The organism is Enterobacter sp. Crenshaw, from assembly GCF_024734705.1.
In the GTDB taxonomy this organism is placed as follows: Bacteria; Pseudomonadota; Gammaproteobacteria; order Enterobacterales; family Enterobacteriaceae; genus Enterobacter; species Enterobacter asburiae_B.
Window position 1 is genome coordinate 4,581,847 of the sequence record NZ_CP102932.1, and the last position, 22,859, is coordinate 4,604,705.

Annotated in this window: 15 protein-coding genes, 1 tRNA gene and 2 rRNA genes; 7 read left to right on the top strand and 11 right to left on the bottom strand. The window is 55.2% G+C overall.

Annotated features, from left to right (window positions below; genetic code table 11):
• Positions 1 to 11: 11 nt before the first annotated feature.
• The 3 genes from NWV12_RS21845 to NWV12_RS21855 form a co-directional block, all read right to left on the bottom strand.
• Positions 12 to 2,917 (bottom strand): 23S ribosomal RNA (locus NWV12_RS21845).
• Between the two features lie 183 nt (positions 2,918 to 3,100).
• Positions 3,101 to 3,176: transfer RNA gene (locus NWV12_RS21850), tRNA-Glu, on the bottom strand.
• Positions 3,177 to 3,261: 85 nt separating this feature from the next.
• Positions 3,262 to 4,803, bottom strand: a 16S ribosomal RNA gene (locus tag NWV12_RS21855).
• The 16S and 23S rRNA genes sit together here with 1 tRNA gene alongside, the layout of an rRNA operon.
• Before the next feature lie 454 nt (positions 4,804 to 5,257).
• On the opposite strand from NWV12_RS21855, the gene NWV12_RS21860 reads away from it, so the two are divergent.
• Together NWV12_RS21860 and mdtD are read left to right on the top strand one after the other, a co-directional pair.
• Positions 5,258 to 5,965, top strand: a complete 708-nt coding sequence (locus NWV12_RS21860; protein ID WP_033144369.1) for a FadR/GntR family transcriptional regulator — start codon at positions 5,258 to 5,260, stop codon at positions 5,963 to 5,965.
• Positions 5,962 to 7,395: a multidrug transporter subunit MdtD gene (gene mdtD / locus NWV12_RS21865; protein WP_033144368.1), complete on the top strand. Its 1,434-nt coding sequence runs from the start codon at positions 5,962 to 5,964 to the stop codon at positions 7,393 to 7,395. Before NWV12_RS21860 ends, mdtD begins: the two co-directional genes overlap by 4 nt.
• Here the strand turns inward: mdtD and rbsR are convergent.
• The 7 genes from rbsR to kup all read right to left on the bottom strand — a co-directional run bounded on the left by rbsR (position 7,361) and on the right by kup (position 15,279).
• Positions 7,361 to 8,353 carry a ribose operon transcriptional repressor RbsR gene (rbsR, locus tag NWV12_RS21870; RefSeq protein ID WP_072196604.1) on the bottom strand — a complete coding sequence of 331 codons (993 nt, stop codon included), beginning with the start codon at positions 8,351 to 8,353 and terminating at the stop codon, positions 7,361 to 7,363. The genes mdtD and rbsR overlap by 35 nt on opposite strands.
• A gap of 3 nt (positions 8,354 to 8,356) precedes the next feature.
• Positions 8,357 to 9,286, bottom strand: a complete 930-nt coding sequence (gene rbsK, locus NWV12_RS21875; RefSeq protein ID WP_048981420.1) for a ribokinase — start codon at positions 9,284 to 9,286, stop codon at positions 8,357 to 8,359.
• A 106-nt stretch (positions 9,287 to 9,392) separates the two neighbouring features.
• A complete protein-coding gene (gene rbsB / locus NWV12_RS21880; protein WP_010426610.1) occupies positions 9,393 to 10,283 on the bottom strand; it encodes a ribose ABC transporter substrate-binding protein RbsB in 891 nt (296 codons plus the stop codon).
• Positions 10,284 to 10,310: 27 nt separating this feature from the next.
• The gene (gene rbsC / locus NWV12_RS21885; RefSeq protein WP_006808742.1) at positions 10,311 to 11,276 is read right to left on the bottom strand and encodes a ribose ABC transporter permease; all 966 of its coding nucleotides are present in this window, start codon (positions 11,274 to 11,276) and stop codon (positions 10,311 to 10,313) included.
• A 4-nt stretch (positions 11,277 to 11,280) separates the two neighbouring features.
• Positions 11,281 to 12,786 (bottom strand): ribose ABC transporter ATP-binding protein RbsA, encoded by a 1,506-nt coding sequence (rbsA, locus tag NWV12_RS21890; RefSeq protein ID WP_023309779.1) that lies wholly within the window; start codon positions 12,784 to 12,786, stop codon positions 11,281 to 11,283.
• 7 nt (positions 12,787 to 12,793) lie between these two features.
• Positions 12,794 to 13,213 (bottom strand): D-ribose pyranase, encoded by a 420-nt coding sequence (gene rbsD / locus NWV12_RS21895; RefSeq protein WP_003862392.1) that lies wholly within the window; start codon positions 13,211 to 13,213, stop codon positions 12,794 to 12,796.
• Positions 13,214 to 13,410: 197 nt separating this feature from the next.
• A complete protein-coding gene (kup, locus tag NWV12_RS21900) occupies positions 13,411 to 15,279 on the bottom strand; it encodes a low affinity potassium transporter Kup (RefSeq protein WP_023309781.1) in 1,869 nt (622 codons plus the stop codon).
• 222 nt (positions 15,280 to 15,501) lie between these two features.
• On the opposite strand from kup, the gene ravA reads away from it, so the two are divergent.
• A complete protein-coding gene (ravA, locus tag NWV12_RS21905; protein WP_048981393.1) occupies positions 15,502 to 16,998 on the top strand; it encodes an ATPase RavA in 1,497 nt (498 codons plus the stop codon).
• A complete protein-coding gene (gene viaA, locus NWV12_RS21910) occupies positions 16,992 to 18,443 on the top strand; it encodes an ATPase RavA stimulator ViaA (RefSeq protein WP_033144366.1) in 1,452 nt (483 codons plus the stop codon). The genes ravA and viaA overlap by 7 nt, the downstream gene beginning before the upstream one ends.
• Here the strand turns inward: viaA and asnA are convergent, their stop codons facing one another.
• Entirely contained in the window at positions 18,444 to 19,436 is a 993-nt protein-coding gene (gene asnA, locus NWV12_RS21915; protein WP_045888253.1) for an aspartate--ammonia ligase, read from the bottom strand.
• Between the two features lie 151 nt (positions 19,437 to 19,587).
• On the opposite strand from asnA, the gene asnC reads away from it, so the two are divergent.
• The 3 genes from asnC to mnmG all read left to right on the top strand — a co-directional run bounded on the left by asnC (position 19,588) and on the right by mnmG (position 22,850).
• A complete protein-coding gene (gene asnC / locus NWV12_RS21920; RefSeq protein ID WP_023333916.1) occupies positions 19,588 to 20,046 on the top strand; it encodes a transcriptional regulator AsnC in 459 nt (152 codons plus the stop codon).
• A gap of 90 nt (positions 20,047 to 20,136) precedes the next feature.
• Entirely contained in the window at positions 20,137 to 20,586 is a 450-nt protein-coding gene (gene mioC / locus NWV12_RS21925; RefSeq protein WP_023309786.1) for an FMN-binding protein MioC, read from the top strand.
• Positions 20,587 to 20,960: 374 nt separating this feature from the next.
• Positions 20,961 to 22,850 (top strand): tRNA uridine-5-carboxymethylaminomethyl(34) synthesis enzyme MnmG, encoded by a 1,890-nt coding sequence (gene mnmG / locus NWV12_RS21930; RefSeq protein WP_014072433.1) that lies wholly within the window; start codon positions 20,961 to 20,963, stop codon positions 22,848 to 22,850.
• Positions 22,851 to 22,859 lie beyond the last annotated feature (9 nt).

Below are 22,859 nucleotides of genomic sequence, written 5' to 3' on the forward strand. Positions count from 1 at the left end.
TTCGGCGTTGTAAGGTTAAGCCTCACGGTTCATTAGTATCGGTTAGCTCAACGCATCGCTGCGCTTACACACCCGACCTATCAACGTCGTAGTCTTCAACGTTCCTTCAGGACCCTTAAAGGGTCAGGGAGAACTCATCTCGGGGCAAGTTTCGTGCTTAGATGCTTTCAGCACTTATCTTTTCCGCATTTAGCTACCGGGCAGTGCCATTGGCATGACAACCCGAACACCAGTGATGCGTCCACTCCGGTCCTCTCGTACTAGGAGCAGCCCCCCTCAATTCTCCAGCGCCCACGGCAGATAGGGACCGAACTGTCTCACGACGTTCTAAACCCAGCTCGCGTACCACTTTAAATGGCGAACAGCCATACCCTTGGGACCTACTTCAGCCCCAGGATGTGATGAGCCGACATCGAGGTGCCAAACACCGCCGTCGATATGAACTCTTGGGCGGTATCAGCCTGTTATCCCCGGAGTACCTTTTATCCGTTGAGCGATGGCCCTTCCATTCAGAACCACCGGATCACTATGACCTGCTTTCGCACCTGCTCGAGCCGTCACTCTCGCAGTCAAGCTAGCTTATGCCATTGCACTAACCTCCTGATGTCCGACCAGGATTAGCTAACCTTCGTGCTCCTCCGTTACTCTTTGGGAGGAGACCGCCCCAGTCAAACTACCCACCAGACACTGTCCGCAACCCGGATCACGGGTCTACGTTAGAACACCAGCCATTAAAGGGTGGTATTTCAAGGTCGGCTCCACGCAGACTGGCGTCCACGCTTCAAAGCCTCCCACCTATCCTACACATCAAGGACCAGTGTTCAGTGTCAAGCTATAGTAAAGGTTCACGGGGTCTTTCCGTCTTGCCGCGGGTACACTGCATCTTCACAGCGAGTTCAATTTCACTGAGTCTCGGGTGGAGACAGCCTGGCCATCATTACGCCATTCGTGCAGGTCGGAACTTACCCGACAAGGAATTTCGCTACCTTAGGACCGTTATAGTTACGGCCGCCGTTTACCGGGGCTTCGATCAAGAGCTTCGCGTTGCCGCTAACCCCATCAATTAACCTTCCGGCACCGGGCAGGCGTCACACCGTATACGTCCACTTTCGTGTTTGCACAGTGCTGTGTTTTTAATAAACAGTTGCAGCCAGCTGGTATCTTCGACTGATTTCAGCTCCACCCGCAGGGGCTTCACCTACATATCAGCGTGCCTTCTCCCGAAGTTACGGCACCATTTTGCCTAGTTCCTTCACCCGAGTTCTCTCAAGCGCCTTGGTATTCTCTACCTGACCACCTGTGTCGGTTTGGGGTACGATTTCGTGTTACCTGATGCTTAGAGGCTTTTCCTGGAAGCAGGGCATTTGTTACTTCAGCACCGTAGTGCCTCGTCATCACACCTCAGCGTTAATAAGGTACCGGATTTACCTGGAACCTCCGCCTACATGCTTAAACCGGGACAACCGTCGCCCGGCTAACATAGCCTTCTCCGTCCCCCCTTCGCAGTAACACCAAGTACAGGAATATTAACCTGTTTCCCATCGACTACGCCTTTCGGCCTCGCCTTAGGGGTCGACTCACCCTGCCCCGATTAACGTTGGACAGGAACCCTTGGTCTTCCGGCGAGCGGGCTTTTCACCCGCTTTATCGTTACTTATGTCAGCATTCGCACTTCTGATACCTCCAGCATGCCTCACAGCACACCTTCAACGGCTTACAGAACGCTCCCCTACCCAACAACGCATAAGCGTCGCTGCCGCAGCTTCGGTGCATGGTTTAGCCCCGTTACATCTTCCGCGCAGGCCGACTCGACCAGTGAGCTATTACGCTTTCTTTAAATGATGGCTGCTTCTAAGCCAACATCCTGGCTGTCTGTGCCTTCCCACATCGTTTCCCACTTAACCATGACTTTGGGACCTTAGCTGGCGGTCTGGGTTGTTTCCCTCTTCACGACGGACGTTAGCACCCGCCGTGTGTCTCCCGTGATAACATTCTTCGGTATTCGTAGTTTGCATCGGGTTGGTAAGCCGGGATGGCCCCCTAGCCGAAACAGTGCTCTACCCCCGAAGATGAGTTCACGAGGCGCTACCTAAATAGCTTTCGGGGAGAACCAGCTATCTCCCGGTTTGATTGGCCTTTCACCCCCAGCCACAAGTCATCCGCTAATTTTTCAACATTAGTCGGTTCGGTCCTCCAGTTAGTGTTACCCAACCTTCAACCTGCCCATGGCTAGATCACCGGGTTTCGGGTCTATACCCTGCAACTTAACGCCCAGTTAAGACTCGGTTTCCCTTCGGCTCCCCTATACGGTTAACCTTGCTACAGAATATAAGTCGCTGACCCATTATACAAAAGGTACGCAGTCACACCACGAAGGTGCTCCCACTGCTTGTACGTACACGGTTTCAGGTTCTTTTTCACTCCCCTCGCCGGGGTTCTTTTCGCCTTTCCCTCACGGTACTGGTTCACTATCGGTCAGTCAGGAGTATTTAGCCTTGGAGGATGGTCCCCCCATATTCAGACAGGATACCACGTGTCCCGCCCTACTCTTCGAGTTCACAGCCTGTGTGCTTTCGTGTACGGGGCTGTCACCCTGTATCGCCGGACTTTCCAGACCGTTCCACTAACACACAAGCTGATTCAGACTCTGGGCTGCTCCCCGTTCGCTCGCCGCTACTGGGGGAATCTCGGTTGATTTCTTTTCCTCGGGGTACTTAGATGTTTCAGTTCCCCCGGTTCGCCTCGTTAACCTATGTATTCAGTTAACGATAGTGCAACGAATTGCACTGGGTTTCCCCATTCGGACATCGCCGGGTCAAAGGTTCATATCACCTCGCCGGCGCTTTTCGCAGATTAGCACGTCCTTCATCGCCTCTGACTGCCAGGGCATCCACCGTGTACGCTTAGTCGCTTAACCTCACAACCCGAAGATGTTTCACTTCTGATTGCGAAAATTTGAGAGACTCGAACACACCATTAAAGATGTGTCGTTTCAATTTTCAGCTTGATCCAGATTTTTAAAGAGCAAATATCTCAAACGTCACCCGAAGATGAGTTTTGAGATACTGAGGCAGGTGACTTTCACTCACGAACCAGCAAGTGGCGTCCCCTAGGGGATTCGAACCCCTGTTACCGCCGTGAAAGGGCGGTGTCCTGGGCCTCTAGACGAAGGGGACGTGTAAGTCTCAATCGCAAGACGCCTTGCTATTTACTTTTCATCAGACAATCTGTGTGAGCACTACAAAGGCAGGTTCTTTAAGGTAAGGAGGTGATCCAACCGCAGGTTCCCCTACGGTTACCTTGTTACGACTTCACCCCAGTCATGAATCACAAAGTGGTAAGCGCCCTCCCGAAGGTTAAGCTACCTACTTCTTTTGCAACCCACTCCCATGGTGTGACGGGCGGTGTGTACAAGGCCCGGGAACGTATTCACCGTAGCATTCTGATCTACGATTACTAGCGATTCCGACTTCATGGAGTCGAGTTGCAGACTCCAATCCGGACTACGACGCACTTTATGAGGTCCGCTTGCTCTCGCGAGGTCGCTTCTCTTTGTATGCGCCATTGTAGCACGTGTGTAGCCCTACTCGTAAGGGCCATGATGACTTGACGTCATCCCCACCTTCCTCCAGTTTATCACTGGCAGTCTCCTTTGAGTTCCCGGCCTAACCGCTGGCAACAAAGGATAAGGGTTGCGCTCGTTGCGGGACTTAACCCAACATTTCACAACACGAGCTGACGACAGCCATGCAGCACCTGTCTCAGAGTTCCCGAAGGCACCAATCCATCTCTGGAAAGTTCTCTGGATGTCAAGAGTAGGTAAGGTTCTTCGCGTTGCATCGAATTAAACCACATGCTCCACCGCTTGTGCGGGCCCCCGTCAATTCATTTGAGTTTTAACCTTGCGGCCGTACTCCCCAGGCGGTCGACTTAACGCGTTAGCTCCGGAAGCCACGCCTCAAGGGCACAACCTCCAAGTCGACATCGTTTACGGCGTGGACTACCAGGGTATCTAATCCTGTTTGCTCCCCACGCTTTCGCACCTGAGCGTCAGTCTTTGTCCAGGGGGCCGCCTTCGCCACCGGTATTCCTCCAGATCTCTACGCATTTCACCGCTACACCTGGAATTCTACCCCCCTCTACAAGACTCTAGCCTGCCAGTTTCGAATGCAGTTCCCAGGTTGAGCCCGGGGATTTCACATCCGACTTGACAGACCGCCTGCGTGCGCTTTACGCCCAGTAATTCCGATTAACGCTTGCACCCTCCGTATTACCGCGGCTGCTGGCACGGAGTTAGCCGGTGCTTCTTCTGCGGGTAACGTCAATCGACAAGGTTATTAACCTTATCGCCTTCCTCCCCGCTGAAAGTACTTTACAACCCGAAGGCCTTCTTCATACACGCGGCATGGCTGCATCAGGCTTGCGCCCATTGTGCAATATTCCCCACTGCTGCCTCCCGTAGGAGTCTGGACCGTGTCTCAGTTCCAGTGTGGCTGGTCATCCTCTCAGACCAGCTAGGGATCGTCGCCTAGGTGAGCCTTTACCCCACCTACTAGCTAATCCCATCTGGGCACATCTGATGGCAAGAGGCCCGAAGGTCCCCCTCTTTGGTCTTGCGACGTTATGCGGTATTAGCTACCGTTTCCAGTAGTTATCCCCCTCCATCAGGCAGTTTCCCAGACATTACTCACCCGTCCGCCGCTCGCCGGCAAAGTAGCAAGCTACTTTCCGCTGCCGCTCGACTTGCATGTGTTAGGCCTGCCGCCAGCGTTCAATCTGAGCCATGATCAAACTCTTCAATTTAAGTTTGATGCTCGTGAATTAAACTTCGTAATGAATTACGTATGTTCACTCAGAGACTTGGTATTCATTTTTCGTCTTGCGACGTTAAGAATCCATGTCACTTTGAGTGCCCACACAGATTGTCTGATAAATTGTTAAAGAGCAGTGCCGCTTCGCTTTTCGCAGCGGCGCGGGGTGTGCATATTACGCTTTCCCGCTTCAGAGTCAAGTGATTAATTTCGCTTTTCTCTGCTGACCCGGCGGCGTGTGTGCCGTTGTTCCGTGTCAGTGGAGGCGCATTATAGGGAGTTATTCCGACGTGACAAGAGGAAATTTAAAAAAAGTTTCCATCCGCGTTTTTTTTCACCAACAGAGGTGAAATCAAGCTACAAATTGTTCTATTTGATGTATCTGCAACCACAATCACATTCGAGGTGGCATAATTATCAGCATGAATCTTTAAGGAATAAAAGCGATGCCATTAAGCGCACAACAGCTGGCCGCCCAAAAAAACCTGTCGTACGTGCTGGCAGAAAAGCTGGCTCAGCGGATTTTAGCGGGTAAATATCCCCCGGGTAGCATCCTGCCGGGTGAAATGGAGCTGGGTGAGCAGTTTGGGGTGAGCCGTACCGCCGTGCGCGAAGCGGTGAAAACCCTAACGGCAAAAGGTATGGTGCTTCCACGCCCTCGCATTGGCACGCGCGTGATGCCACAGAGTAACTGGAATTTTCTCGATCAGGAGCTGCTCTCCTGGTGGATGACGGAAGATAACTTTCATCAGGTCGTCGATCACTTTCTGGTGATGCGCAGCAGCCTTGAACCTCAGGCATGCCTGCTTGCCGCCACGCTAGGAACAGCAGAGCAGAAAGCGCAGCTTAACGCATTGATGGAAGAGATGGTGTTCCTGAAAAAACACTTCAACCGCGAACGCTGGGTTGAGGTCGATATGGCCTGGCATGAACACATCTATATGATGAGCGCCAATCCGTTCCTCACCTCTTTTGCCTCTTTATTTCATTCGGTGTATCACACCTACTTTACCTCTATTACACAAAACGAAGTGGTAAAACTGGATTTGCACCAGGCGATAGTTGATGCCATCCAGGAAAGCGACGGGCAGCGAGCCCTGAGTGCGTGCCAGGCATTGCTGGCCGCGCCAACCCACCAGCAGGTAAATAAATGACAACGAAAAAAGCGCGCAGCATGGCCGGATTGCCGTGGATTGCAGCCATGGCGTTTTTTATGCAGGCACTGGATGCCACCATCCTCAACACAGCGCTTCCCGCTATAGCGCAAAGCCTTAACCGCTCCCCGCTGGCGATGCAGTCCGCCATCATCAGCTACACCCTGACGGTCGCAATGTTAATTCCGGTCAGCGGCTGGCTGGCCGACCGCTTTGGCACCCGCAGAGTTTTCATGCTGGCCGTAACGCTCTTTACGCTCGGTTCGCTGGCCTGTGCGCTCTCCTCATCCTTAACGGAGCTGGTTATCTTCCGCGTATTGCAGGGCATTGGCGGCGCGATGATGATGCCGGTGGCGCGCCTTGCTTTGCTGCGGGCCTACCCCAGGAGCGAACTGCTTCCCGTACTCAACTTCGTCACCATGCCGGGCCTGGTTGGCCCGATTCTTGGCCCGGTACTCGGAGGCGTGTTTGTCACCTGGGCAAGCTGGCACTGGATCTTCCTGATTAATATTCCAATTGGCGTTGCGGGGCTGCTGTATGCCCGCAAATATATGCCGAACTTCACCACGCCAAGGCGCAGCTTCGATATGGGCGGCTTTTTCCTGTTTGGCCTGAGCCTGGTGTTATTCTCCAGCGGGATGGAGCTGTTTGGCGAGAAGATCGTCGCGACGTGGTTAGCACTCTCCGTTATCCTCGGCGGTATTCTGTTATTCCTTCTTTATATACGTCACGCGCGCCGTCACCCGACGCCGTTAATCTCCCTGGGGCTCTTTAACACCCGAACGTTTTCCGTAGGGATTGCTGGGAACATTGCGTCTCGTCTGGGGACGGGTTGCGTACCGTTCCTGATGCCATTGATGCTGCAGGTGGGTTTCGGCTACCCGGCCCTGATTGCTGGCTGCATGATGGCGCCCACGGCAATGGGCTCGATTCTGGCAAAATCAACCGTGACACAGGTGCTGCGCTGGTTTGGCTATCGTAAGACGCTGGTCGGCGTGACGGTCTTTATCGGTCTGATGATTGCGCAGTTCTCGCTACAATCCGCCGCGTTACCCGTCTGGATGCTGATCCTGCCGCTGTTTGTGTTGGGCATGGCGATGTCGACGCAGTTCACGTCGATGAACACCATCACCCTCGCCGACCTGACTGACGAGAACGCCAGCAGCGGCAACAGCGTGCTGGCGGTAACGCAACAGCTGTCGATCAGTTTAGGGGTTGCCGTGAGTGCAGCGGTGCTGAGGTTTTATGAGGGTTTTGACAGCGCGAATACCGTTGAGCAGTTCCACTATACCTTTATCACCATGGGCGCACTTACCGTGGTATCGGCGCTGGTCTTTATGCTGTTAAAACCAAAAGACGGCCGAAACCTGATTAAAGAGCGTCACAAAGAGAAAGCTAAACCGAACCGCGTTCCATCAGAACAGGAGTAAGCTGCAGCCGTTGCTGCTGCAGCGTGGGCTGCGCCATACGGTGGATCAACACATCGATGGCCAGCTCGCCCAGTTCATCCTTCGGCTGATGAATAGTGGTCAGCGGCGGCGTCATGTAGCTGGCCAGTTCGATATCGTCATAGCCAATCACAGCCATATCGTCCGGCACGCGTAGCCCCGCCTGATACAACGCCTGATAGGCACCAAACGCCATCGCGTCGTTACCAATAAAGACCGCCTGCGGACGCGGCTTTTGCGCCAGCAGTTTCTGCATCGCCTCGAAGCCGCCGTTAAATTCAAAGTCGCCGGTGATCCGGTAACCATCAGGAATGGCAAGCCCCGCTCGTTCCATGGCGGAGATATACCCTTCCAGACGCAAACGCGCCGGGGTTTTATCCAGCGGCCCCGTAATACAGGCAATGCGAGTGTGTCCTTTATCAATCAGGTACTGAGTCGCCATATCGCCGCCCAGCAGGGAGTTATCCTGAATAAGATCGCTGGTTCCGTCGAACGGCGCCCAGTCCATCATCACGGTGGGAATCGAAGGATAGCGCTGGATGATCTCTTTCGAGGGCTGGTGCGTTTCGGTGCAGAGCAGTAATAGCCCGTCGACGCGTTTTTGCATCAGCGTTTCCAGGTTACGATTCATGCGCTGCTCGTCACCCTCGGTATTGCACAGCACCAGGCTGTAGCCACGCTCGAAGCAGCTGCGCTCCACGCCGCGAACCAGTTCTGAATAAAAGGGGTTGGTACTGGCGGTGATCAGCATACCGATGGTGCGCGTCTGGTTGAGCTTAAGGCTGCGCGCCAGCGCAGACGGCGCATAGTTGAGTTCTTTTACCGCAGCTTCGACTTTCTCACGAATCGCCTCGCTGACGAAGCGATCGTTGTTTATAACGTGGGAGACCGTCGAGGTAGAAACGCCCGCCATGCGGGCGACATCTTTCATTGTGGCCAAGCGTTACCCCTGCTGACTTAAGAATTCATCGATCTCTTTACGCCACGGAACGGAAGGCTGGGCGCCTTTGCGCGTCACCGCAATCGCGGCAGCAGCGTGTGCGAAGCGAATAGCGTCATCCATTCTCTTGCCTTCCAGCAGCGCGGTGACCAGTGCACCGTTGAAGGTATCTCCCGCTGCGATGGTATCAATCGCTTTGACCTTAAAGCCCGGCACGCGACGGCCTTCGCCATTGACGCTTGCCCACACCCCACGGCTACCAAGGGTGATAATCACGGTACCGATGCCCTTATCATGCAGTGCACGCGCGGCTCGCGCGGCATCGTCATCATTTTCTACGCGAATGCCCGTCAGCTTTTCGGCTTCGGTTTCGTTCGGCGTAATGATGTCCACCAGCGCCAGCAGCTCGTCTGATAATACACGGGCCGGGGCCGGGTTAAGTACGACACTGGTATGATTTTCATGCGCAATTTTCGCGGCGGCCAGCACGCTTTCAACCGGTGACTCCAGTTGCATGAGCAGGGCTTCCGCTCCGGCGATGATGGCACGTTGCGCTTCTACGCGCTCCGTCGTCAGCGCAGCGTTAGCACCCGCATGAATACCGATGACATTCTCACCTTCAGCGTTGACGAAAATCAGCGCCACGCCGGTCGATTCCCCTGCAACCACGCTGACCGGTGCGACATCAATGTTGTCGCTCGCCAGCTGTTTGCGTACGCGCTCACCGGTATCGTCATCCCCCGTGCAGGCGATAAACGCAATATTCGCCCCGCTGCGACCGGCAGCGACGGCCTGGTTGGCACCTTTACCGCCAAATGCCACCTGATACTGGTTACCCGTGACGGTTTCGCCCGGTGCAGGGAACGATTCAAGGTTAAGAATGTGATCGGCATTAATACTGCCAAGGACGACGAGGTTGCCTGCGGTTTTCATGGTTGGGTTGTCCATCTGAGAGCGCCACCGGTGTTACCCGGTGGCGTATGCCACACTTTTCTTTATTGGTGTCCCTCAGGCAGCCAGCGACTGCCTGATTCGCCTTTTACTGCTTGATGACCAGCTTCAGGTCAACTGGGTATTTAGCCTGAACTTTTTCGCCCTTCAGCACTTTGTCGGCAGTTTCAACGCCAGTGGCGCCAATCTGCTCAGGCAGCTGAGCGATGGTCGCAGCCAGTTTGCCATCGTTTACTGCTTTTTCACCATCCGGCGTGCCGTCAAATCCGACAACCATCACATCAGATTTACCTGCGGTCTGCAGGGCACGCAGCGCGCCCAGCGCCATTTCGTCGTTCTGCGCGAATACCGCCTGCACGTCAGGGTGTGCGGTCAGCAGGTTCTGCATAACGTTCAGACCTTTAGTACGGTCGAAGTCTGCCGGCTGGCTGGCCAGCACGTTGAATTTGTGTGCAGCCACAGCCTGCTGGAAGCCTTCACCACGCTCGCGGGCTGCGGACGTACCGGCAATCCCCTGCAGTTCGATAACTTTCGCGCCTTCGCCGGCTTTCTTCGCGATGTAATCACCCGCGATTTTGCCGCCCAGCACGTTATCAGACGCAATGTGGCTAACAACTTCGCCTTTCGTTGCCTGGCGGTCCAGAGTAATCACCGGAATTTTCGCCTGGTTTGCCATTTTAACTGCGTTACCTACGGCGTCAGAATCGGTTGGGTTGATCAGCAGAATTTTAGTGCCGCGAACGGTTAAGTCCTGAACGTTAGCCAGCTCTTTCGCCGGGTTGTTCTGTGAATCCAGTACCACCAGGTTGTAGCCCAGTTTGTCCGCTTCTTTCTGCGCACCGTCCTTCAGGGAGACGAAGAACGGGTTGTTCAGGGTAGAGACAACCAGCGCGATGGTATCTTTCGCCATGGCGTTAGCACTTACGGTTGCGCTCAGCGCGACAGCGGAAACCAGGGTAGCCAGTTTTTTCATGTTCATATCTAAGATGTCCTGTAGTGTCGTCAGTTACTGTTTTTTGTTGTCTACCAGTACCGCCAGCAAAATCACCACTGCCTTAACGATCATCTGGTAATAGGAGGAAACACCTAACAAATTCAAGCCATTATTCAGGAAACCGAGAATCAGTGCGCCGATCAATGTCCCAACAATGCGACCTTTACCGCCCGCAAGACTCGTACCGCCCAGAACCACGGCCGCGATAGCATCCAGCTCATATCCCGTACCCGCCGTCGGCTGCGCGGAGGAGAGGCGCGCCACTTCGATGATGCCTGCCAGTGACGCCAGCAGACCGCACAGGGAGTAAACGATAATTTTGACTTTATTAACGCTGATCCCGGACAGGCGCGTTGCCGCTTCGTTACCGCCCAGCGCGTAAATATAACGGCCCAGACGGGTGTGGTGCAGCATGTACCACGCCGCCAGGAAGACGATAGCCATGATCCAGACCGGGGTCGGAACACCCAGCGGGCGACCGATACCGAACCAGCCAAACAGATCCGCGTTATCGGTAAAGCCGGTATTAACCGGGCTACCGTTGGTGTATACCATGGTCACACCGCGCAGCAGCAGCATCATCACCAGCGTGGCGATAAACGCCTGAACGCGGCCCTTTGCCACAATCACGCCGGTTACGGCACCAATCGCCGCGCCTGCCGCCAGGGCAGCGGCCACGGCCACCAGCGCGTTGACTTCAATGCCGACAATCGAAGCGGCGATCGCGCCGGTGAGCGCCAGCAGGGAACCGACGGATAGATCGATACCTGAGGTCAAAATCACCAGCGTCATGCCGACCGCCATAATTGCGTTCACCGATGTTTGCTGCAGAATGTTGAACAGGTTATTAACGGTGAAAAAGTTCGGGCTCATGGTCGACACAATCGCGATCAGCACCAGCAGGGCAATCAGCGATTTTTGTTCCATCAGCCATGCCTTTGTGAAATAGCGGCGACCAGAAACAGCCTGGGTAGTCATCTTCTTACTCCTGATTCACGCGATTAAGCTTGCCCACAGCGGCAGCCATCAGAACTTCCTGGGTGGCCTGCTCGCGAGTGAATTCACCGCCGAGATGCCCTTCATGCATGACGATAATGCGATCGCTCATGCCTAATACTTCTGGCATCTCGGAAGAGACCAGAATGATGCTCAGACCGTCGGCCTTGAACTGGTTAATCAGTTGGTAGATCTCTTTCTTCGCGCCCACGTCTACGCCGCGGGTTGGCTCGTCGAGGATTAACACTTTCGGGCGCGTCATCAGCCCGCGCGCAATCGCCACTTTCTGCTGATTACCGCCGGACAACAGGCCAATCGCCTGCTCCATCGACGGGGTTTTGACGTTAAAGAGGCGGATAAAATCGCTGACCGCCTGCTGCTCATCTTTATGCTTCAGGCTACCGCCGCTATGGCTGAAATAGCGCAGCGCGGTCAGGGACATGTTCTCTTTAACCGACATCCCCAGCACCAGGCCGTCGCGTTTGCGGTCTTCGGATATATAAACGATGCCGTTCGCCAGACCATCCTGCGGAGAACGGGTGACCACTTCATGACCGTCGAGGGTGACATAACCGCTGGTGCGCGGCAGTGCGCCGTACAACACTTTCATCAGCTCGGTACGTCCGGCACCCATCAGTCCCGCCACGCCCAGGATCTCGCCCTGGCGCAGGGTAAAGGTCACGTCGTTCACACCCGGACCGCAGAGGTTGTCCACCTTCAGGCGGATCTCACCCGGCGCTTTCTCCAGATGCGGATACTGATCTTCGAGCTTGCGTCCCACCATCATTTCGATGAGGGTATCTTCGGTCAGCGTGGCGACTTCGCGCTCGGCAATAAACTGCCCGTCGCGGAAGACGGTAACGTCATCGCAGATTTCGAAGATCTCTTTCATGCGGTGAGAGATATAGACAATCCCGCGCCCCTGCGACTTCAGCTCGCGGATCACGCGGAACAGGGATTCGGTTTCGGTATCGGTCAGGGCGTCGGTCGGTTCATCCATAATGATGACCTTCGACTCAAAGCTCAGCACCTTCGCGATTTCCACCATCTGCTGATCGCCAATGGACAGATCGCCTACCAGGCGGTCGCTCTTAAAGCGCAGGTTCAGCTTCGCCAGCAGCTTGTCCGCTTCGGCGTACATGGTTTTCCAGTCGATTTTGCCGAACCGGTTAACAAACTCGCGGCCGAGGAAGATGTTTTCCGCAATGGTAAGCTGAGGAATGAGGTTCAGCTCCTGGTGAATAATACCGATACCCGCTTCCTGAGAAGATTTTGGGCCATTGAAGGTAGTCTCTTTACCCAGCCAGACGAGTGAACCGGCATCGCGTTGATAGATACCGGTCAGCACTTTCATCATGGTGGATTTGCCGGCACCGTTTTCGCCCACCAGCGCCATCACGCGCCCGGGGTAGACGTTCAGCGCCGCGCCGGAGAGGGCTTTTACGCCCGGGAACGACTTATCGATCCCTTTGAGTTGCAGTAATGCGTCCATGATGGCCTCAGAATGTGACGCCAGCACAGAGAATGATATTCGCATACGGGGAACACTCCCCGCTGCGAATCACCGCCTGACTGTCTGCGGTTTGTTGTTTGAACTGTTCGTGCGTCGTGTAACGAATTTCTATGGTGTTTCCCTGGTGTTGTTGCAGTTGCTCAATATGGCTGAGCAACGTTTCGTGGAGTTGCGGATTATGTTGTTTGATTTCCGCCGCGAGAATGGCCGCCTCAACCTGCATCTCCGCCGTCACAACTTCCAGTACCTGCATAAACGAGGGTACACCCTGCGTTAACGCCATATCGATACGGGTTGTGCTGCGCGGAACCGGTAAGCCTGCATCGCAAACCACCAGCGTATCGGTATGCCCAAGACGGGAAATAACCGATGAGATTTCTGAGTTGAGTACCGTGCCTTTCTTCATTTTCTTGCTCCACTAGCGAAACGTTTCGCTGACATCAGTTTAATCTCAAGAATGTTCAGAAAACCATCATGACGTAACAGATTTGTGATCGACGTCGAAACGTTTCGCTAAGTGAAATGCAGAGACAATTATTGTGGGTTGGCGGGGGGGTTGGTAGGCCGGGTAAGCGAAGCGCCACCCGGCATTTTCAGAAGGGATTAGATCTCGACCTGCGTCCCCAGCTCAATCACGCGGTTAGGCGGGATCTCAAACTGGTCAGGCGCGCGCAGGGCGTTACGCTGCAGGATGAGGTACAGCTTGCCGCGCAGGCGCAGATACCACGGACGCTTGCCGATGATTAGCGACTCGTGCGACATAAAGAACGACGTCTCCATCATCCGGCAGCTCAGCCCTTCCAGGCCGCAGCGGTGGAACACCTCTTCCACGTTTGGCGTTTCGCGCCAGCCGTAGCTTGCCACCACGCGCCAGAAGGTCGGCGACAGCTGCTCAATCTGCACGCGACGGACGTTATGAACATACGGCGCATCTTCCGTGCGCAGCGTCAGCAGGATCACCCGCTCGTGCAGCACCTTGTTGTGCTTGAGGTTATGCATCAGCGCGAACGGAATGACGTTCAGCGCGCGTGACATATATACCGCAGTACCCGGCACGCGGACCGGCGGGGATTTCTCCAGAGAAGCGATCATCGCCTCAAGAGAGTTCCCGTGCTCGTGCATGCGGCGCAGCAGGCGGAAACGCTCGCTTTTCCAGGTGGTCATGACGATGAACATCACCAGACCCAGCGTCAGCGGCAGCCAGCCACCGGAGACAATTTTATCGAGGTTCGCTGAGAACAGCGGTACGTCGATACACAGGAAGCCCACCAGAATCATCGCCACGAGGAATTTATTCCAGTGCCAGTTTCGGTACGCCACCGTGGTGGAGAGAAGCGATGTCAGCACCATCGTACCGGTTACCGCAATACCGTACGCCGCCGCCAGGTTACTGGAGTGCTCGAAGCTGACGATAACAATAACAACAGCGAAATAGAGGAGCCAGTTAACGAACGGGATGTAGATTTGGCCTGACTCCATCTCTGAGGTATGGATGATGCGCATCGGTGACAGATACCCCAGACGCACGGCCTGGCGCGTCAGAGAAAACACGCCGGAAATCACCGCCTGGGAGGCAATGACGGTCGCCAGCGTCGCCAGGATCAGCATCGGCACCAGAGCCCAGTCGGGCGCCAGCAGGAAGAACGGGTTCTTGATCGCTTCCGGGTTTTTAAGCAACAGCGCGCCCTGACCGAAATAGTTCAGCACCAGCGACGGCAGCACCACAATAAACCATGCCACGCGGATAGGCAGTTTCCCGAAGTGGCCCATGTCAGCATACAGCGCTTCCACACCGGTGATGGAGAGCACGACGGCCCCCAGCGCCACGAAGGAAACCACTTTGTATTCGAGGAAGAAATGCACCGCCCAGTAAGGGTTCAGCGCATGCAGCACTTCGGGGTTCGCGATAATGCTGCGTAAACCAAGCGCCGCCAGGATCAGGAACCAGGCCAACATAATCGGCGCGAACAGTTTGCCCACCAGCCCTGTACCGTGCTTCTGGATCATGAATAGCAGCGTCAGGACAATAATGGCCAGCGGAACCACCCATGAATCGAGCTGCGGAGCGATAATCTCCAGCCCCTCTATCGCCGACAGCACCGAGATAGCTGGCGTTATCACCACTTCCCCGTAGAAGAAACTGCCGCCAATCAGGCCGATAATGACCAGCACAGAGGTCATCCTGGCCGAGGTATTACGCCCGGCAAGAGACATCAGGGTCAGGATCCCACCTTCACCTGCGTTATCAGCACGCATAACGAAGGAGAGATATTTAACGGAAACCACCAGGATCAGCAGCCAGAAAATGAGGGACAGGAAGCCAAACACGGCATCGCGTTCAACACCAAAACCAAACTGGCCGGACAGACATTCACGAAGCGTATAAAGCGGGCTGGTGCCGATATCACCGTAGACAACCCCGATCGCCGCAAGCGTTATTGCGGGTAATGATTGCTTATTATCAGTGCTCATAGACTAGTCTTTTCGTTTAAATAACAAATGTGTTCCCGGTCCCTTGGCCCACAAAAAGCGCACAGTATGCACGATTCATTGCAAAATCGTACCCCTAAATGCAACCGCATTAATGTAGCGCAAAGAAAATTGCGCCGCACTTCAGTCTATTACCAGCCCTGACTGAAACGTCTATACTCGCTTCAATTGGCCGCCACGACGGCGAAAGGATGCAAAACTATTATGGCTCACTCACATTTATTAGCAGAAAGAATTTCCCGCCTCAGCAGCGCGCTGGAAAAAGGCCTTTTCGAGCGTAGCCACGCCATCCGCCTCTGCTTACTGGCGGCGTTGAGCGGTGAAAGCGTGTTTTTGCTGGGACCGCCGGGCATTGCCAAAAGCCTGATTGCCCGCAGGCTGAAATTTGCTTTTCAGAACGCCCGCGCCTTCGAATATCTCATGACCCGGTTTTCCACCCCAGAAGAAGTTTTTGGTCCGCTCTCCATTCAGGCATTGAAAGATGAGGGGCGCTATCAGCGTCTGACAGAAGGGTATCTTCCGGAGGCTGAGATTGTTTTTCTCGATGAGATCTGGAAAGCGGGGCCGGCTATTCTGAACACCCTGCTCACGGCGATAAACGAACGTCGGTTCCGTAACGGCGCCAGTGAAGAGAAAATCCCGATGCGCCTGCTGGTGGCCGCCTCTAACGAACTGCCTGAAGCCGACAGCAGTCTGGAAGCGCTGTATGACCGTATGCTTATCCGCCTGTGGCTGGACAAAGTGCAGGATAAGTCCAACTTCCGCTCCATGCTGGTCAGCCAGCAGGATGAAAGTGAAAACCCGGTATCCGCTTCGCTGCAGGTGACGGATGAGGAGTATCACCAGTGGCAGCAGGATATCGGCAAAATCAAACTGCCAGACGCCGTCTTCGAGCTGATCTATCTGCTGCGCCAGCAGCTTGATCTCATCCCTTCAGCGCCCTATGTCTCCGATCGCCGGTGGAAAAAAGCGATCCGCCTGCTGCAGGCGAGCGCCCTGTTCAGCGGGCGTGATGCCGTTGCGCCAATCGATCTGATCCTGCTGAAAGACTGCCTCTGGCACGATGCAGAAGGCATGAACCTGATGCAGCAGCAGCTTGACGTTTTGATGACCGGACACGCCTGGGGGCAGCAGGCAATGCTCAACCAGCTGGGGGCGATTGCCCAGCGGCGCATCCAGCTCCAGCAGCAGCAAAGTGATAAAACCGCGCTGAAAGTGAATCGCCTTGGGGGCATGTTCGCCCGCAAACCGCACTACGAGCTTCCCGCGGCTCTGACCAGCGCAACGCTAACGTTGCTGCTCCAGCAGCCGCTTAAACTGCATGATATGCAGGTGGTGCACATTACGATTGAGCGCGAGGCGCTGGGGCAGTGGCTGGATAAGGGCGGAGAGATCCGAGGAAAACTCAACGGCATTGGTTTCGCGCAGCCGCTGAATATGGAAGTGGACAGCAGCCAGCACCTGGTGATCCGCGACGTCAGCCTCCAGGGATCGCGTCTTGCGCTGCCGGGCACCGCCTCTGACAGCGTCCCCGAAGAGATTAAGCAGCAGCTGGAAGCGCTGGATACCGAATGGCATCAGCAGCACACCCGCTTTAGCGAGCAGCAAAAATGCCTCTTTATTCATAGCGACTGGCTAGGTCGCATCGAAGCCAGCCTGCAGGACGTCAGCGCGCAGATCAAACAGGCGCGTCAATGCTAACGCTGGATACGCTTAACGTCATGCTGGCCGTCAGCGAGGAGGGGTTGATCGAAGAAGTAGTCATTACCCTTCTGGCGTCGCCGCAGCTGGCGGCGTTTTTTGAAAAATTTCCAAAGCTTAAAAAGGCGATGACGGACGATCTGCCCCGCTGGCGGGAAAATTTGCGTCAGCGGTTCAGGGAGACCGAAGTTCCGCCTGAGTTAACGGAAGAGGTGGCCTGCTATCAGCAGTGCCAGCGGCTCTCCACGTCGCAGTTTATCGTCCAGCTCCCGCAAACCCTGACGTTGCTCGATAACGTCCACTCTCCGTTTGCAAGCCAGGCCCGGGCGCTGGTCACGGATAACGCCACCTTTACCCCCGCACTGCATACCCTCTTCCTACAGCGCTGGCGGCTCAGCCTGGTGGTTCAGGCCACAACGCTGAACCAGCAGCTGCTGGACGAAGAGCGTGAACAGCTGCTCAGTGAAGTTCAGGAACGGATGACGCTGAGCGGCCAGCTAGAACAGGTGCTGGTGGAGAATGAAAACGCCGCAGGGCGTCTGTGGGATATGAGCGCCGGCCAGCTCCGGCGCGGGGATTATCAGCTGATCGTCAAATACGGCGATTTTCTGGCGCAGCAGCCCGAGCTGATGAAGCTTGCAGAACAGCTGGGCCGCTCAAGGGAGGCAAAGTCGGTCCCAAAGAAAGATGCCCCGATGGAAACCTTCCGCACCCTGGTGCGCGAACCGGCTACCGTGCCGGAGCAGGTCGACGGGCTCCAGCAGAGCGATGACATTTTACGCCTGCTGCCCACGGAGCTGAGCACGCTGGGGATGACCGAGCTGGAGTATGAGTTCTATCGTCGGCTGGTGGAAAAACAGCTTCTCACCTACCGACTGCACGGCGAAGCCTGGCGCGAGAAAGTCAGCCAACGGCCGGTCGTCCATCAGGATTTTGATGAACAGCCGCGCGGGCCATTCATTGTTTGCGTGGATACGTCCGGTTCGATGGGCGGGTTTAACGAGCAGTGCGCTAAGGCATTCTGTCTGGCACTGATGCGCGTGGCGCTGGCCGATCGCCGCCGCTGCTTCATCATGCTCTTCTCCAGCGAGGTGGTGGGCTATGAGCTGACGAACCAGCAGGGTATCGAGCAGGCAATCCGCTTCCTGAGCCAGCGCTTTCGCGGCGGCACGGATCTGGCCAGCTGCTTTCGCAGCATTGTGGAGCGTATGCAGGGAGGCGACTGGTACGACGCTGACGCGGTGGTCATTTCCGATTTTATTGCCCAGCGGCTGCCGGATGACGTGGTGAATAAGGTGAAGGAGTTACAGCGGGTGCACCAGCACCGATTTCATGCGGTGGCGATGTCAGCCCATGGAAAACCCGGCATCATGCGCATCTTCGATCATATCTGGCGCTTTGATACCGGGCTGCGTAGCCGCCTGCTCAGACGCTGGCAGCGTTAATTACAGAAGAGAACCGACGCTTTCACGTACCTGCTGCGGCCAGACGCCACACTGAACCTGACCGATATGGGGTAATTGCAGCAGCAGCATGGTCAGACGGGACTGGCCGATACCGCCGCCGATAGTCTGAGGCATTTCACCGCGCAGCAGCGCCTGGTGCCACTCGAGTTTGAGACGATCTTCATCGCCGGTGACCGCCAGCTGGCGCTTCAGCGCGTCAGCATCCACGCGGATCCCCATAGAAGAGAGCTCGAAGGCGTCTTCCAGTACCGGGTTCCACACCAGAATATCGCCGTTCAGCCCGGCAAATTCGCCCTCACCCGCCGTACTCCAGTCATCATAATCCGGCGCGCGAACGTCGTGGCGTTTGCCATCAGACAGTTTGCCGCCGATACCGATCAGGAACACAGCACCTAATTCTTTGGCGATCGCACGCTCGCGGCCTTTAGCATCGAGATCCGGGAAGCGGCTCAGCAGCGCCTGGCTGTGAACAAAGTGGATCGTATCCGGCAGGAACGGCGCCAGACCAAACTCTTTGCTCACGGCCGCTTCGGTTGCTTTGATCCCGGCGTAGATCGCCTCAACGGTGGATTTCAGCGTGCCGACGTGACGTTCACCATCACCCATTACGCGCTCCCAGTCCCACTGGTCAACGTAAACGGAATGAATCGGTGAAAGGCGATCTTCATCGGGACGAAGGGCTTTCATGTGCGTGTAAAGCCCTTCGCCCGCGCTGAAGTCGTGTTGTCCCAGGGTTTGACGCTTCCACTTCGCCAGGGAATGAACCACTTCGAACTGGGCGTCTGGCAGTGTTTTCACTTTCACCTGTACCGCTTTTTCGCATCCAGAGAGGTTATCCTGCGTCCCGTCACCCACGCGGCTCAGAATCGGCGCCTGAACTTCAATAAGGCCAAGCTTCTCTTCCAGCTGGCGGGAAAAATGGGATTTTACGAAACTGATCTGGCGTTGTTTTGCGATGTAAGCGGTTTTCATTATTTATACTCCTGCGTCCTGTTGATATTGATTAAGCAACAGAAATGGCATCATATTCAATAACTCATCAACAAAAAGCCACCTTCACTTTTGATTCGATAAAATTAAACGCTAGAATAGAATGATTCATTAATCTTCATAAGAAAAAGCTATGGAAAATTATCAGATCGACAATCTCGACCGCGGCATTCTGGAGGCGTTAATGGCCAATGCCCGTACCGCCTACGCCGAGCTGGCGAAACAGTTTGGCGTCAGCCCGGGGACCATTCACGTTCGCGTAGAGAAGATGAAACAGGCGGGGATCATTACCGGCGCACGCATTGACGTCAGTCCTAAACATCTGGGTTACGACGTCTGCTGCTTCATCGGCATCATTCTTAAAAGCGCCAAAGACTACCCTTCAGCCCTGGCGAAGCTGAACGCGCTGGATGAAGTCACCGAGGCGTATTACACCACCGGGCATTACAGCATCTTTATTAAAGTCATGTGCCGATCCATCGACGCCCTCCAGCAGGTACTTATCAACAAGATCCAAACAATCGATGAAATTCAGTCCACCGAGACGCTGATCTCCCTGCAAAACCCGATCATGCGTACCATCCGCCCGTGATCGGGCAAATTCATTCCCACATTTTCCACAGGTAGATCCCAGCTCGTTCACAGCGTACAATGGCCGTCTCTTTATCTGGGCGAGCGATCAATGGCGGACATTACCCTTATCAGCGGCAGCACCCTTGGTGGTGCGGAATACGTAGCGGAACACCTGGCTGAAAAGCTGGAAGATGCGGGCTTTTCTACTGAAACCCTGCACGGTCCGTTGCTTGAAGATCTCCCGACTGACGGGGTCTGGCTGCTGATCACCTCCACGCACGGCGCGGGCGATCTGCCGGATAACCTGCAACCTTTATATGACGAACTGCTGGAACAGCAGCCCGACCTGTCAAACGTCCGTTTTGGCGCGGTGGGGATCGGCAGTCGTGAATATGACACCTTTTGCGGGGCAATAGAGAAAGTTGAAGCCGCTGTTACCTCTTGTGGAGCAAAACAGCTGGGTGAAACGCTCAAGATCAACATCCTCGATCATGACATTCCGGAGGATCCAGCCGAGATCTGGCTCGCGGAATGGAAAAATTTACTCAAAAACGATTAAAGATCGCGCGAACAGATGTGGATAACTCTGGTTAAAAGCTCGTATTAACCCGTAGTTATCCAAAGAACAACTGTTGTATCGTTTTTGACCTGTGCATAAAGTCGCGATCTGATCCCAGCTTATACTGTCCAGGATCACCGATCATTCACAGCAAACGATCCTTTCTAACTGCATGATCTTCTTTATGAGATCGGACTTATCCACACAGGTTCGCGATCCTAATAAGAGATCACAATAGAACAGATCTCTAAATAAAAAGATCTTCTTTTTAATAGCCCAGGATCCCAATGCTTTCTCGAAAGACTAAAGTTGAGTAGAATCCACGGCCCGGGCTTCAATCCATTTTCATACCGCTTTACGCGAGGCAGACCACCATGTTTTATCAGGATCCTTTTGACGTCATCATCATTGGCGGGGGTCATGCAGGCACTGAGGCCGCAATGGCCGCAGCGCGTATGGGTCAGCAGACCCTGCTTTTGACACACAATATCGACACGCTGGGACAAATGTCCTGTAATCCGGCGATTGGCGGCATTGGGAAAGGACACCTGGTAAAAGAAGTGGATGCACTTGGCGGCCTGATGGCGAAAGCGATCGATCATGCTGGCATCCAGTTTAGGATACTAAACGCGAGTAAAGGTCCCGCTGTGCGTGCGACCCGTGCCCAGGCAGACCGCGTGCTTTACCGTCAGGCTGTGCGCACCGCGCTGGAGAACCAGCCGAACCTGATGATCTTCCAGCAGGCGGTTGAAGATCTTATCGTTGAGAACGATCGCGTTGTGGGCGCCGTGACCCAGATGGGCCTCAAATTCCGCGCGAAAGCCGTAGTGCTGACCGTGGGCACCTTCCTGGACGGTAAAATTCATATCGGTCTGGATAACTACAGCGGTGGCCGCGCTGGCGATCCGCCGTCTATTCCACTGTCTCGCCGTCTGCGTGAACTGCCGCTGCGCGTCAGCCGCCTGAAAACCGGTACGCCGCCGCGTATTGATGCGCGGACCATTGATTTCAGCGTGCTGGCGCAACAGCACGGTGATAACCCCATGCCGGTCTTCTCGTTCATGGGCAATGCGGCACAGCATCCTCAGCAGGTACCGTGCTACATCACGCATACCAACGAGAAAACCCATGACGTGATCCGCAACAACCTCGATCGCAGCCCCATGTATGCCGGCGTGATCGAAGGGATCGGCCCACGCTACTGTCCGTCGATCGAAGACAAAGTGATGCGCTTTGCCGATCGTAACCAGCACCAGATCTTCCTGGAGCCGGAAGGACTGACCTCAAATGAAATTTATCCGAACGGCATCTCCACCAGCCTGCCGTTCGATGTGCAGATGCAAATTGTTCGCTCAATGCAGGGGATGGAGAATGCGAAAATCGTTCGTCCCGGCTACGCTATTGAGTACGATTTCTTCGATCCGCGCGACCTGAAGCCAACCCTGGAAAGCAAATTCATCCACGGTCTGTTCTTCGCGGGGCAGATTAACGGCACCACCGGCTACGAAGAAGCGGCTGCACAGGGCCTGCTTGCCGGTCTGAACGCCGCGCGCTTCTCTGCTGAGAAAGAGGGCTGGGCACCAGGCCGTTCTCAGGCGTATCTGGGCGTGCTGGTTGACGATCTCTGCACGCTGGGTACCAAAGAGCCGTACCGTATGTTTACCTCTCGCGCGGAATATCGCCTGATGCTGCGCGAAGATAACGCCGACCTGCGTCTGACCGAAATGGGCCGCGAGCTGGGTCTTGTCGATGACGAGCGCTGGGCGCGGTTTAACGAGAAGCTGGAGCGCATTGAACAGGAACGTCAGCGCCTGAAAACCACCTGGGTGAATCCGCAGGCGGAAACCGCTGCCGAAGTAAACGCTCACTTAACAGCGCCGCTGTCGCGCGAAGCCAGCGGGGAAGATCTGCTGCGTCGTCCTGAAGTCACCTACGAGAACCTGGTCAAACTGACCGCGTTCGCGCCGGGCCTGGAAGACGCTGAAGCGGCAGAGCAGGTTGAGATCCAGGTGAAGTACGAAGGTTACATCGCGCGTCAGCAGGATGAGATCGAAAAACAGCAGCGTAACGAAAACACGCTGCTGCCGGAAATGCTGGACTACCGCCAGGTGACGGGCCTTTCCAACGAAGTGATCGCCAAGCTGAACGATCACAAACCGGTATCGATCGGCCAGGCATCCCGTATCTCCGGCGTCACGCCTGCGGCGATTTCGATCCTGCTGGTCTGGCTGAAAAAGCAGGGCATGCTGCGCCGCAGCGCGTAATGCCCAGAA

Bases quoted from the DNA above. Each gene is read 5' to 3' on its own strand.
- mioC (WP_023309786.1), top strand. From the start codon at position 20,137: ATGGCGGACATTACCCTTATCAGCGGCAGCACCCTTGGTGGTGCGGAA.
- asnC (WP_023333916.1), top strand. From the start codon at position 19,588: ATGGAAAATTATCAGATCGACAATCTCGACCGCGGCATTCTGGAGGCG.
- kup (WP_023309781.1), bottom strand. From the start codon at position 15,279: ATGAGCACTGATAATAAGCAATCATTACCCGCAATAACGCTTGCGGCG.
- NWV12_RS21860 (WP_033144369.1), top strand. From the start codon at position 5,258: ATGCCATTAAGCGCACAACAGCTGGCCGCCCAAAAAAACCTGTCGTAC.
- viaA (WP_033144366.1), top strand. From the start codon at position 16,992: ATGCTAACGCTGGATACGCTTAACGTCATGCTGGCCGTCAGCGAGGAG.
- mdtD (WP_033144368.1), top strand. From the start codon at position 5,962: ATGACAACGAAAAAAGCGCGCAGCATGGCCGGATTGCCGTGGATTGCA.
- mnmG (WP_014072433.1), top strand. From the start codon at position 20,961: ATGTTTTATCAGGATCCTTTTGACGTCATCATCATTGGCGGGGGTCAT.
- rbsB (WP_010426610.1), bottom strand. From the start codon at position 10,283: ATGAACATGAAAAAACTGGCTACCCTGGTTTCCGCTGTCGCGCTGAGC.
- rbsC (WP_006808742.1), bottom strand. From the start codon at position 11,276: ATGACTACCCAGGCTGTTTCTGGTCGCCGCTATTTCACAAAGGCATGG.
- rbsK (WP_048981420.1), bottom strand. From the start codon at position 9,286: ATGAAAACCGCAGGCAACCTCGTCGTCCTTGGCAGTATTAATGCCGAT.
- asnA (WP_045888253.1), bottom strand. From the start codon at position 19,436: ATGAAAACCGCTTACATCGCAAAACAACGCCAGATCAGTTTCGTAAAA.
- ravA (WP_048981393.1), top strand. From the start codon at position 15,502: ATGGCTCACTCACATTTATTAGCAGAAAGAATTTCCCGCCTCAGCAGC.
- rbsA (WP_023309779.1), bottom strand. From the start codon at position 12,786: ATGGACGCATTACTGCAACTCAAAGGGATCGATAAGTCGTTCCCGGGC.
- rbsD (WP_003862392.1), bottom strand. From the start codon at position 13,213: ATGAAGAAAGGCACGGTACTCAACTCAGAAATCTCATCGGTTATTTCC.